Consider the following 11,888-nt stretch of genomic DNA (forward strand, 5'->3'; position numbering starts at 1 on the left):
TCCCGCCGTGCTATCGTCCGGCCATCCCTGTCACGGTCCCCTGCCATGCCCCCAGCCCTGCGCCTGCTGCCGGTCCTGCTGCTCGCCCTGATCGGCTGCCTGTTGCTAGGCAGCCAGGCCTGGCACCGCGCCGAACAGGCGAGCCTGGCCGAGGCCAGCCTGCTCGGCCAGGAGCAGTTGCGCCTGCATGCCAGCGGCCTGCAGACCCTGATCGACCGCTTTCGCGCCCTGCCGACGGTGCTGGCCCAGGACCCGGAGCTGATCGCCGCGCTCACCACCCCGCCCGATGCCGCCGCCACCGAGCGCCTCAATCTCAAGCTGGAGCGCCTGAACACGGCCGCCCAGTCCTCGACCCTGGAGCTGCTGGATCGCACCGGGCTGGCCATCGGCGCCAGCAACTGGCGGCTGCCCTCCAGCTATGTCGGCCACAACTACGGCTTCCGGCCCTATTTCCGCGAGACCCTCGCCGGCGGCAGCGGTCGCTTCTATGCCGTGGGGGTCACCACCGGCATTCCCGGCTATTTCCTTTCCCATGCGGTGCTGGACGCCCAGGGGCGCTTTCTCGGCGCAGTGGTGGTCAAGCTGGAATTCCCCGCCATCGAGGCACGCTGGGGCGAGCATCCCGAGGTCCTGCTGGTGAGCGATGCCCGCGGCGTGGTCTTTGCCGCCAATCGCCCGGCCTGGCGCTATCGCCTGCTGCGCGAGCTGACCCCGGCCGATCGCGCCGAACTGGCCACCACCCGCCAGTACGACCGGCGCACCCTGCAACCCCTGCCCTATCGCCAGGAGCGGGTGCTCGGCGAGCAGCGCCAGGTGGCGCACATCCAGGCCCCCGAAGGCAGCGCCGACTACCTCTGGGACAGCCTGCCGCTGCCCAGCGAAGGCTGGACCCTGCACCTGCTCAGGCCTACCCAGGACCTGCAAGGCGGCGGCCCGGGCGCGGCGCTGGCCGCCGCCTGCGTCTGGCTGCTGCTGGTCTGCGCCGGTCTCCTGTGGGCGCAACGGCGCCGCCTGCAGCGCCTGCGCCAGCGCAGTCGCCTGGAACTGGAGCAGTTGGTGGAAGCTCGCACCGCCGAACTCCGTACCGCCCAGGACGGCCTGGTGCAGGCCGCCAAGCTGGCCGCCCTGGGGCAGATGTCGGCGGCCCTGGTGCATGAACTCAACCAGCCGCTCACCGCCCAGCGCATGCACCTGGCGAGTCTGCGCCTGCTGCTGGATCACGGTCGGCTGGACGAAGCCCGCGCCGCCCTGGAGCGCCTCGATGGCCTGCTGACGCGCATGAGCGGCCTCACCGCCCACCTCAAGACCTATGCGCGCAAGACCCCCGCCGGGCTGCGCGAGCGGGTCGATCTGGCGCGGGTGGTGGACCAGGCGCTGGAATTGCTGGAGGCGCGGCGCGCCGAACTGGCCGTGGAGCCGATCCTGGAGTTGCCACGTCCGGCCTGGCTGCTGGGCGATCCCATCCGCCTGGAGCAGGTGCTGGTCAATCTGCTGCGCAACGCCCTCGATGCCGTGGCCGAGCGACCCCGGCCGCAGGTCCGGGTCAGCCTCGCGCGGGAGGGGGACAGCTGGTTGCTGGAGGTGGCCGACAACGGCGGCGGCATCGCCGCCGAGCACCTCGACCAGGTGTTCGACCCCTTCTTCACCACCAAGCCGGTCGGCGAAGGCCTGGGCCTGGGCCTGGCGGTGTCCTCGGCCATCGTCCAGGCCCAGGGCGGCAGCCTGGCCGCGCGCAACGGCGTCGAGGGCGCGGTCTTCGCCCTGCGCTTGCCGGCTGCGCCGGAGTCAGCCGCCTAGCGCACGCAGAGCGTCACCAGCAGGGCGAAGCCCCAGCCGAGCAGTCCGGTCACCAGCAGGGTCGCCGCATCCCACGGGCCGCGGGTGGCATCCAGCAGCGGCAGGCCGACGCCGCCGATCAGGGCGCCGGCGAGGATGCCGGCGAGGATCCGGACCAGCGGCCAGTGGCTGTCGACCGACTCCTCGGGAGCGGCAGCAAGGGTCTCTTCTTCGGACATGGCAGGGCTCCGCCGGGAAATACAGAGCGCGACCCTAGCCGGGCAACCTGAAGCTGCGATGAAGCGACGCTTCAGATTGCCTTCAGCTTGACCGCCAAGACTGCACCTCGCATTCCCCCGGAGAGGTCGCGATGCTCGACGTGACTTGGCAGTCCCCGCAAGGTTTTACCCTGGCCGATCGCAGCGGTTCGCTGCTGGCCCGCCTGGAGCCGCTCGAGGCGCCCGGCCGCCAGGCGACCGAGGCCTTCATCGGCGCCCGTTTCGCCCTGGAGCACGGCGCCCGCATCAGCCACTTCCTGCCGCTGCTGCTCGCTCTGCGCGATGCCGAAGGCGTGCTGCAGGCGGCGGTGGGGATCCGCCCCGCCCTGGACCAGCCGCTGTTTCTCGAACGCTATCTGCCCCAGTCGGTGGAGACGCACGTGGCGGCGGCGCTCGGCCGGCCGATCGATCGCGCGGAGGTGGTGGAGGTCGGCAATCTGGCGGCGCTGGGTCCGGGCCAGGCGCGCCTGCTGATCGTCGTCACCACCTGGCTGCTGGCCCGCAGCGGCCGCCGCTGGGTCACCTTCACCGGCCCTACCCGCCTGATCAACAGCTTTCACCGCCTCGGCCTCGCGCCCCGGGTACTGGGCGCCGCCGATCCGACCTGCCTGGGCGCCGAGCGCGAGAGCTGGGGCTCCTACTACGCCCAGGCTCCCCAGGTCTGCGCCGGCGACATCCAGCAGGGCTATCACCAGCTGCTGCAGGCCGGCATCTTCGCCCGCCTGGGCCTTCCCACCCTTGGCGAGGAAGACTGCCATGTCGCATGAAGCCTGCCCTGTCGTCGATTTCTTCACCACCCTGGAGCGCCATGCCTGGCACGGTGACCGACCGGCGCTGACCGGCAGTCACGAGACCTGGAGCTATGCCCGGCTGCTGCAGGAGGTCACCACCCGCGCCGCCTGGCTGCGCGAGCATGAGACCCAGCGACTGGCCCTGGACCTGCCCAACGGCCCCGAGCTACTGGCCTGGGACCTGGCCGCCCTGCATGCCGGACTGCCCTGCGTCATCCTGCCGGACTTCTTCAGCCCGGCGCAGCGCGCCCATGTGCTGCAGGACTGTGGCGCCGATCTGTTGCTGGGCAGTCCCGAGCGCGCCGCGGAATGGGCCGCCGCAGGCTTCACCGAAGGTCCCCACGGCTGGCAGCGTCCAGCCGCGGCGGCCACCGCGCTGCCGGCAGGCACCGCCAAGCTCACCTACACCTCCGGCACCACCGGCACGCCCAAGGGCGTCTGCCTCAAGGCCGGGCAACTGCTGCGGGTGGCCGCCAGCCTGGAAGCCGCCAGCGGCGCCCTGGCGCCCCGACGCCATCAGGTGCTCCTGTCGCTGGGCATCCTGCTGGAAAATCTCGGGGTCTATGCCGCCCTGCTGGCCGGTGCCGAGGTGGTGGTGCTCAAGGCCGAAGACCAGGGTGTCCGCGGCTCCGCCGGCATCGACTGGGCCCAGTTGGCTGCCTGCCTGCAGGAGCGCCAGCCGCACAGTCTGATCCTCATGCCGCAGCTGTTGTAGGGACTCGTGGAACTGGGCGAACGCGGACTGTTGCGCCTGGACGGGCTGCGCTTCGCCGCCGTGGGCGGGGCACCGCTGAGCGCGGCGCTGCTGACCCGCGCCAGCGCCCTGGGCCTGCCGGTGTTCCAGGGCTACGGCCTGTCGGAGTGCGCCTCGGTGGTGGCCCTCAATCGCGCTGACGCCAACCGTCCGGGCAGCGTCGGCCAGCCCCTGCCCCACGTGCGCCTGCGCCTGGCCGACGACGGCGAGGTGCTGGTCGGCGGCGTCGATTTCGCCGGCTACCTCGGCGAACCCGCGAGCGCCACCGACGAGGTGGCCACCGGTGATCTCGGCGAATTCGACGCCGATGGCTATCTCTACCTGCGTGGCCGCAAGAAACACCAGTTCAGCCTGGCCTCGGGGCGCAACGTCGATCCGGGCTGGATCGAAGCCGAACTCACCCAGCGCGGCGCCCTCGCCCAGGCCTATGTGCAGGGCGAAGGTGCCCGGCACCTGGTGGCGCTGCTCTGGCCACGGCAGCCGGACCTGCCCGACAGCGTGCTCGCCGACCAGGTCGCCCGCCTCAACCAGCGCCTGCCCGACTATGCCCGCATCGGCGCCTGGCACCGCCTCGCCGAACCCTTCACCCCCGCCAACGGCCTGCTCACCGCGACCGGACGCCTTCGCCGCGACGCCATCCAGGCGCATCACGCGGCCCTGCTCTCACACCTTCTGGAGGTACCAGCATGAGTTTCTTCGCCACCCTGCAAGCCGAAACCGCCGCGCAGCGCCAGGCGCTGTTCGAGGTGCCCATCATCCGCGCCGCCCTGAGCGGCAACGTCGCCCTGGAGAGCTATGTCGCCTTTCTCGGCCAGGCCTATCACCACGTCCGCCACACCGCGCCGCTGATGATGGCCTGTGGCGCCCGGCTGCCGGCGCGGCTGGAATGGCTGCGCGGCGCGGTCTGCGAATACATCGAGGAGGAATACGGCCACGACCGGTGGATCCTCAGTGACATCGCCGCCTGCGGGGGCGATGCCGAGGCGGTGCGCGCCAGCCGCCCCGAACTGCCCATCGAGCTGATGGTGGCCTATCTCTACGACTTCATCGCCCGCGACAACCCGGTCGGCCTGTTCGGCATGGTCAATGTGCTCGAAGGCACCAGCATCGCCCTGGCCACCCAGGCCGCCGGCGCCATCCGCGGCCAGCTGGGCCTGCCGGCCACGGCCTTCAGCTACCTGGACTCCCATGGCAGCCTCGACCAGGAACACATGGCGACCTACCGCCAGCTGATGGATCGCCTGGACGATCCGGCCGACCAGGCCGCGGTGATCCAGGTGTCCAAGGTGGTCTATCGCCTCTATGCCGACATGTTCCGCGCCCTGCCCGGCGCCGGCCAGCAACCGGAGCAGCGCCATGCAGCTGCCTGACTGCCGCATCCTGCTGACCGGTGCCAGCGGCGGCATCGGCCTGCCGCTGGTGGAACAACTCTGCGCCGGCGGCGCCCAGGTGCTGGCGGTGGCCCGTGACACCCGCGCCCTGCAGCCGCTGGCCGAGCGCCTGGGCGGTCGGCTGCGCGTGCTCGATGCCGATCTCACCCGCCGGGCCGACCGCCAGGCGGTGCTGGCCGAGGCCAGTCGCGGCCAGGGCGTCAACGTGCTGCTCAACGCCGCCGGCAGCAACAGCTTCGCCCTGCTCGACGCCCTCGACGACGACGCCATCGACAACCTGCTGGCGATCAACATCGGCGCGGCCATCCAGCTGACCCGCCTGCTGCTGCCGCTGCTGCGCCGCCAGCCGCGGGCGGTGATCGCCCATGTCGGCTCCACCCTAGGGTCCATCGGCTATCCCGGCTATGCGCCCTATTGCGCCAGCAAGTTCGCCCTGCGCGGCTTCACCCAGGCCCTGCGTCGGGAGCTGGCCGATACCCGCATCCGGGTGCTCTACGTGGCGCCCCTTGCCACCCGCACGGCGATGAACAGCCCGGCGGCCATGGCCGTGAACCAGGCGCTCAAGAGCCAGGTGGACGACCCCGCCATGGTCGCCGGCGCGGTGATCCGCGCCCTGGTCGAGGATCGCCAGGAGCTCCATCTCGGCTGGCCGGAAAAGCTCTTCGTCCGTCTCAACGGCCTGCTGCCCGGCCTGGTGGATCGCGCCCTGCGCCGCCAGCTGCCGGTGATCCGCCGCTTCATCGATCCCGCCTTCGCCCCGGAGAAACACCCATGACGTCCCCGCGCAAGGCCCTCGGCCTGCTGCTCGCCGCGCTACTCGCCAGCCCCTTCGCCCTGGCCGACGATGGCCAGCGCCTGGCCCAGATCCAGCAGCGCTGGGCCGAGATCCAGTACCGCCTGCCCGGCGCCGAAAAGCCCGCGGCCTTCGAACGGCTGGCCGGCGAGGCGCGTGCCTTCACCCAGGCCGCGCCGCAGTCGGCGCCGGCGCTGATCTGGCAGGGCATCGTGCTCAGCAGCTGGGCCGGTGCCCAGGGCGGGCTGGGTGCGCTGGGCAAGGTCAAGGAAGCCCGCACTGACCTGGAGCAGGCGCTCAAGCTCGACCCCACGGCGCTGCAGGGGAGCGCCTATACCAGTCTCGCCGCCCTCTACGACCGGGTCCCCGGTTGGCCAATCGCCTTTGGTGACGCCAGCGAAGCCGATCGTCTGCTGCAGCAGGCCCTCGCCCTCAACCCCACCGGTATCGATACCCTATACTTCTGGGGCGACCACCTGTATCGCCAGCAGCGCTATGCCGAGGCCCGCGCCGCCCTGCTCAAGTCGCAGCAGGCCGCACCACGGCCCGGACGCGAACTGGCCGACCAGGGACGGCGAGGCGAGATCGCCGCGTTGCTCAAGGACGTCGACCAGAAGCTGAAGTGACGAGGCCTCCATGCGCGTGCTGCTGATCGAAGACGATCCCGACCTCGGCGAGGGCATCCGCACCAGTCTGCGGGAAGAGGGCTATACCCTGGACTGGCTCAAGGACGGCGAAAGCGCCGTCCACGCCCTGCGCGAAGAGGGCTTCGACCTGGTGGTGCTGGACCTCGGCCTGCCGCGCCTGGACGGCATCCAGGTGCTGCGCCAGAGCCGCGCCAACGGCCTGACCACCCCGGTGCTGATCCTTACCGCCCGCGACGACACCGAGGACCGGGTCGCCGGCCTCGACGCCGGCGCCGACGACTACCTGGTCAAGCCCTTCGACATCAAGGAACTCAAGGCCCGCCTGCGCGCCCTGCTGCGGCGGCGCAACGGCCCCTCGCAGATCCAGCTCGAAGGCGGCGGCATCGCCCTCGACCCGGCCACCCGCCGGGTCACCTTCGACGGCCAGCCGGTCAACCTCACCCCGCGCGAATACCAGCTGCTGCACGAACTGCTGGCCAATCCGGGCAAGATCTTCAGCCGCGATCGCCTCATGGGGCTGCTCTACGGCTGGGACGAGGGGGTGGAAAGCAACACCCTGGAAGTGCACATCTACAACCTGCGCAAGAAGCTGCGCGCCGACCTGATCCGCACGGTCAGGGGCATCGGTTACCGCCTCGAATGTCCATGACCTCCATCCGCCGCCGCACCGTCGGCCTGGTGCTCTCGCTGCTGCTGATCGGCACCCTGCTGATCGCCCTGACCAACGTCCACGACAGCCAGCGCGAGATCGGCGAGATCTACGATGCGCAACTGGCGCAGAGCGCGCGCATCCTGCAGGGCATGCTGCGCGCCGCCCCCCGCGGTGAAGGCCGCCTGGCGCTGCACGCCAGTGTCACCCAGGCCCTGGCCGAAGCCACGGAGAGTCCCTATGGCCACAGATACGAGGCCAAGATGGCCTTCCAGGCCTGGAACGCCCGCGGCATCCCGCTGATGCGTTCGCCCAGCGCGCCCATCTTCAGCATGCCGACGACCCCGGGCTTCACCGAGCAGACCCTGGAGGGCGAGGCCTGGTATGGCTTCCTGCTGCCCGACCCGGAGCACGACCTGATGCTCTGGGTCGGCGAACGCGAAGAGGTCCGCGCCGATCTGGTCCGCCGCATCCTGCGCCATACCCTCACCCCGCACCTGGTCGGCCTGGTGCTGCTGTCGCTGCTGGCCTGGCTGGCCATCGGCTGGGGCCTGCGACCGCTGCGGCGCATGGCCGGGCTGATCCGCCACCGCGATCCGGAATCCCTCCAACCCCTGCAGCTCGATCCGCTGCCGCGCGAACTGGAACCCATGCAGGCCGCGCTCAATCGCCTGCTGCTGCAGATCGAGCAACTGCTGCAGCGCGAACGCCGCTTCATCGCCGACGCCGCCCACGAGTTGCGCACGCCCCTGGCGGTGCTGCGCCTGCATGCGCAGAACGCCCTGTCCGCGCAGACCGCGGCGGCCCGCGACGAGGCGCTGAAATTCGTCGTCAGCGGCACCGATCGGCTGACCCGGGTGGTCAACCAGCTGCTGATCCTGGCCCGGCTGGAACCCCGGCCGAGCTGGAGCGCCGAGCAGCGCTTCGACCTGCGCACCGCCCTCAGCGCCACCCTGGAAGAACTGGGCCCCTGGATTCTCGACAAGGACCTGGACCTCAGCCTCGACGCCGCAGCCAGCCAGGTACAGGTCCACGGCGACAGCGCCATGCTGGGTATCGCCCTGCAGAATCTGCTGACCAACGCGGTCAACGTCTCGCCCCCCGGCGGCGAGATCCGCGTCCGGCTGGAGGTCACCGCCGGCTGGGCCGAGATCCAGATCCTCGACCAGGGCCCCGGCATAGCCACGGAGATCCAGCCGCGGCTGTTCGAGCGCTTCTACAGCAGCGGCGCGGCCAACGGCGCCGGCCTGGGCCTGTCCATCGTCCAGACCGTCGCCCAGCACCTGGGCGGACGCATCGAACTGGACAACCGTCCCGAGGGCGGCGCCTGCGCCCGCCTGGGTCTGCCGGTGCTGCCGGGGCCCAGCTAGGGACTCGACCACTCGCCAGCCTTAGGGCAAGGTAGCGGCGCACCGGCCGCGAGAGGACGCCCCCATGCAAGCCCAGGTCTATCTGGTCGACGACGAAGCCAGCATCCGCGAAGCGGTGCGCCAGTGGCTGGAGCTGTCGGGGCATCAGGTGCGGCTGTTCGTCCGTGCCGAAGACTGCCTGGCGGCCGTGACGCCGGACTTCGCCGGGGTGGTGGTCAGCGACGTGCGCATGCCCGGCATGGACGGCCTGGCCCTGCTGGACCGGCTGCAGGCACTCGATCCCGACCTGCCGGTGATCCTGCTCACCGCCCATGGCGACGTCGCCCTGGCGGTGACCGCCATGCGTCAGGGCGCCTACGATTTCCTGGAAAAGCCCTTCAGCCCCGAGGCGCTGCTCGGCGATCTCGGCCGCGCCCTGGAAAAGCGCCGGCTGGTACTGGAGAACCGCCAGCTGCACCGCCGGGTCGACGACCAGAGCGCCCTCGCCCGCCGGCTGCTGGGCGTCTCGCCCGGCCTCGTGCGTTTGCGTCAACAGATCCTCGACCTGGCGCCAACGCCGGTCAATGTGCTCTTGCGCGGCGAGACCGGCAGCGGCAAGGAACTGGTCGCCCGTTGCCTGCACGACTTCGGTCCCCGCGCCGGCAAGGCCTTTGTCGCGCTCAACTGCGCGGCCATCCCCGAGCAGCTGTTCGAAAGCGAGTTGTTCGGCCACGAGAGCGGGGCCTTCACCGGCGCCCAGGGCAAGCGCATCGGCAAGCTGGAATACGCCAACGGCGGCACCCTGTTTCTCGACGAGATCGAGAGCATGCCCCTGGCGCAGCAGGTCAAGCTCTTGCGGGTGCTGCAGGAGCAGCGCCTGGAGCGCCTCGGTTCCAACCAGAGCATCGACCTGGACCTGCGCATCGTCGCCGCCACCAAGCCGGACCTGCTGGAAGAGGCCCGCGCCGGGCGCTTTCGCGAAGACCTCGCCTATCGCCTCAATGTCGCCGAGCTGCACCTGCCGCCGCTGCGGGCGCGCCGCGAAGACATCCCCCTGCTGTTCGATCACTTCCTCGCCGAGGCCGGCGCCCGCCTGGGGCGCCCGGTCACCCCGCCCGGCGCGGCGCGGCTGGCCCAGCTGCTGGGTCACGGCTGGCCGGGCAATGTCCGCGAGCTGGCCAACGCCGCCGAACGCGAGGTGCTCGGCCTGGGCGCGCCCGCCGCGACCCAGGGCAACTCCCTGGCCGATCAGCTGGAAGCCTTCGAGGCCCAGTGCCTGCGCGCCGCCCTGGCCCGCCACGGTGGCGAGATCAAGGCGGTGATGGACGAGTTGCAACTGCCACGGCGCACCCTCAACGAGAAGATGCAGCGCCATGGCCTGGTACGCGCCGACTTCCGCGACGAGGATTGAGAGGGAATAGGCGGAAATCCGCTCATTGCTCACCGCCTTTCGGCGATCTTTCGCCGATCCGCCCCGGCAAAACCCAGTCAGGACGCGGCTTCGCGACCTGGCACGCCCCCTGCTATAGCCCTTGTCGACGCCCCGAGCGCCCTAATAACAACGACAAGAGGAACACCCCTGTGGATAGCACCGCTACCCTCGCGGCCGGCCAGACCGCGCCCAAGACCACCTCGCAGCGCATCAAGTCCATCTTCAGCGGCTCCGTCGGCAACCTGGTCGAATGGTACGACTGGTACGTCTACGCCGCCTTCTCGCTGTATTTCGCCAAGGCCTTCTTTCCCCAGGGCGACCAGACCGCCCAGCTGCTCAACGTCGCCGCCATCTTTGCCGTGGGCTTTCTCATGCGCCCCATCGGCGGCTGGCTGATGGGCCTCTATGCCGACAAGGCCGGCCGCAAGTCCGCGCTGATGGTCTCGGTGATCATGATGTGCGCCGGCTCGCTGATCATCGCCCTCACCCCCAGCTACACCACCATCGGCGTCGCCGCCCCCATCATGCTGGTGCTGGCGCGGCTGCTGCAGGGCCTCTCGGTGGGCGGTGAATACGGCACCTCCGCCACCTACCTGAGCGAGATGGCGACCAAGGAAAGCCGTGGCTTCTACTCCAGCTTCCAGTACGTCACCCTGATCTCCGGCCAGCTGCTGGCCCTGGCCACCCTGATCGTGCTGCAGCAGACCCTGACCGTCGAACAGCTGGAAAGCTGGGGCTGGCGCATTCCCTTCCTGATCGGCGCCGCCTGCGCCGTGACCGCGCTCTACCTGCGCCGCGGCATGGAAGAGACCAGCTCCTTCAAGAAGGCCGAGAAGCCCAAGGAATCCCTGATGCGCACCCTGGCGCGCCATCCCAAGGAATTCCTCACCGTGGTTGGCCTGACCATGGGCGGCACCCTGGCCTTCTACACCTACACCACCTACATGCAGAAGTACCTGGTCAACTCGGTGGGCATGAGCAAGACCGACGCCACCTCCATCTCGGCGGCGACGCTGTTCCTGTTCATGCTGCTGCAGCCCGTCGTCGGAGCCCTTTCCGACCGCGTCGGCCGGCGCCCGGTGCTGATCGCCTTCGGCGTGCTCGGCACCCTGTTCACCTATCCGATCCTCACCGCCCTGGGTAGCGTCACCAGCTGGTGGGGCGCCTTCGGCCTGATCATGGTGGCGCTGGTGATCGTCAGCTTCTACACCTCGATCAACGCCGTGGTGAAGGCCGAGCTGTTCCCCACCGAGATCCGCGCCTTGGGCGTCGGCCTGCCCTATGCGCTGACCGTGTCCATCTTCGGCGGCACCGCCGAATACCTGGCGCTGTGGTTCAAGAGCATCGGCATGGAGAGCGGCTACTACTGGTACGTGACCGGCTGCATCGCCTGCTCGCTGCTGGTCTACGTCTTCATGAAGGACACCCGCGATCACTCGCGCATCGTCCACGAATAACCGCTCGTCCCTGGGTGCGGGCCTCTCGGTCATTAGATTTGGCCGTCCGGCCCGCACCCCTTTGCCTGGGCTTTGTGGCACGCCATCGTAGTGCCACCGGCAGCGCTCACAACGGTCATTTCGCTGGCCGCTGTGGCGAGTTCGCCCCCTCCTCCCAAGCCCCGGTTACACACTCATGGAAATCGACTACGGTCCCAGCTACGCCAAACTGGGTATCCAGTTTCAATACCAGTGGAGCACCCTGCTGCGCGATGCCCTGAAGAAACACGGCATCACCGACGCCCAGGCCAAGGCCATCTGCGGCGACTTCGCCTTCGATCTCTCCAAGCTCATCGACGAAGCCGAAATCAAGGCCGACGGCCTCTCCTATCGCCCGGTGATCGCCTTCACCGAGGACGAGGAAACCCTGCTGGTGCAGTCGGCCGAGTTCGACTATCACGAAGCGGCCTACGCCACCGCCGCGGCGGCGTTCGAAAAGAAGTAAGCCTCGCCGGGGGCCTCGCGCCCTCACCCCAACCCTCTCCCCAGGGAGAGGGAGCGGTCTGGAGCGGTAGCGGGCTCTTCCTCCAGG

Annotated in this window: 11 protein-coding genes and 1 pseudogene; 11 read left to right on the forward strand and 1 reads right to left on the reverse strand. The window is 69.9% G+C overall.

Annotation, left to right across the window (positions count from 1 at the left end):
- Positions 1-45: 45 nt before the first annotated feature.
- Entirely contained in the window at positions 46-1,797 is a 1,752-nt protein-coding gene (locus PVZ77_RS01240) for a sensor histidine kinase (RefSeq protein ID WP_273805627.1), read from the forward strand.
- On the opposite strand, the gene PVZ77_RS01245 is transcribed toward PVZ77_RS01240, so the two are convergent.
- On the reverse strand, positions 1,794-2,015 hold the full coding sequence (locus PVZ77_RS01245; protein WP_273805626.1) for a hypothetical protein: 222 nt from the start codon (positions 2,013-2,015) through the stop codon (positions 1,794-1,796). The genes PVZ77_RS01240 and PVZ77_RS01245 overlap by 4 nt on opposite strands.
- Before the next feature lie 131 nt (positions 2,016-2,146).
- Between PVZ77_RS01245 and PVZ77_RS01250 the strand changes: the two genes are divergently transcribed.
- The 10 genes and pseudogenes from PVZ77_RS01250 to PVZ77_RS01295 all read left to right on the forward strand — a co-directional run bounded on the left by PVZ77_RS01250 (position 2,147) and on the right by PVZ77_RS01295 (position 11,801).
- On the forward strand, positions 2,147-2,821 hold the full coding sequence (locus PVZ77_RS01250; RefSeq protein ID WP_273805625.1) for a thermostable hemolysin: 675 nt from the start codon (positions 2,147-2,149) through the stop codon (positions 2,819-2,821).
- Positions 2,811-4,289, forward strand: a pseudogene (locus PVZ77_RS01255) (AMP-binding protein). Before PVZ77_RS01250 ends, PVZ77_RS01255 begins: the two are co-directional and overlap by 11 nt.
- Positions 4,286-4,969, forward strand: a complete 684-nt coding sequence (locus PVZ77_RS01260) for a TenA family transcriptional regulator (protein ID WP_273805624.1) — start codon at positions 4,286-4,288, stop codon at positions 4,967-4,969. The pseudogene PVZ77_RS01255 and the gene PVZ77_RS01260 overlap by 4 nt, the downstream one beginning before the upstream one ends.
- A complete protein-coding gene (locus PVZ77_RS01265; protein WP_273805623.1) occupies positions 4,956-5,765 on the forward strand; it encodes an SDR family oxidoreductase in 810 nt (269 codons plus the stop codon). The genes PVZ77_RS01260 and PVZ77_RS01265 overlap by 14 nt, the downstream gene beginning before the upstream one ends.
- Positions 5,762-6,409 carry a hypothetical protein gene (locus PVZ77_RS01270; protein ID WP_273805622.1) on the forward strand — a complete coding sequence of 216 codons (648 nt, stop codon included), beginning with the start codon at positions 5,762-5,764 and terminating at the stop codon, positions 6,407-6,409. The genes PVZ77_RS01265 and PVZ77_RS01270 overlap by 4 nt, the downstream gene beginning before the upstream one ends.
- Positions 6,410-6,419: 10 nt before the next feature.
- A complete protein-coding gene (locus PVZ77_RS01275; RefSeq protein ID WP_027597373.1) occupies positions 6,420-7,079 on the forward strand; it encodes a response regulator transcription factor in 660 nt (219 codons plus the stop codon).
- Positions 7,076-8,449, forward strand: a complete 1,374-nt coding sequence (locus PVZ77_RS01280) for a sensor histidine kinase (protein WP_273805621.1) — start codon at positions 7,076-7,078, stop codon at positions 8,447-8,449. The genes PVZ77_RS01275 and PVZ77_RS01280 overlap by 4 nt, the downstream gene beginning before the upstream one ends.
- A 64-nt stretch (positions 8,450-8,513) precedes the next feature.
- Entirely contained in the window at positions 8,514-9,839 is a 1,326-nt protein-coding gene (locus PVZ77_RS01285) for a sigma-54-dependent transcriptional regulator (protein ID WP_273805620.1), read from the forward strand.
- A gap of 170 nt (positions 9,840-10,009) precedes the next feature.
- Positions 10,010-11,317 carry an MFS transporter gene (locus tag PVZ77_RS01290; protein WP_273805619.1) on the forward strand — a complete coding sequence of 436 codons (1,308 nt, stop codon included), beginning with the start codon at positions 10,010-10,012 and terminating at the stop codon, positions 11,315-11,317.
- Positions 11,318-11,492: 175 nt separating this feature from the next.
- Complete coding sequence (locus tag PVZ77_RS01295) at positions 11,493-11,801, forward strand: hypothetical protein (RefSeq protein ID WP_017642364.1); 309 nt, start codon at positions 11,493-11,495, stop codon at positions 11,799-11,801.
- The last annotated feature ends 87 nt before the right edge of the window (positions 11,802-11,888 follow it).

Source organism: Pseudomonas sp. SHLD1, assembly GCF_028640935.1.
In the GTDB taxonomy this organism is placed as follows: Bacteria; Pseudomonadota; Gammaproteobacteria; order Pseudomonadales; family Pseudomonadaceae; genus Chryseomonas; species Chryseomonas aestiva.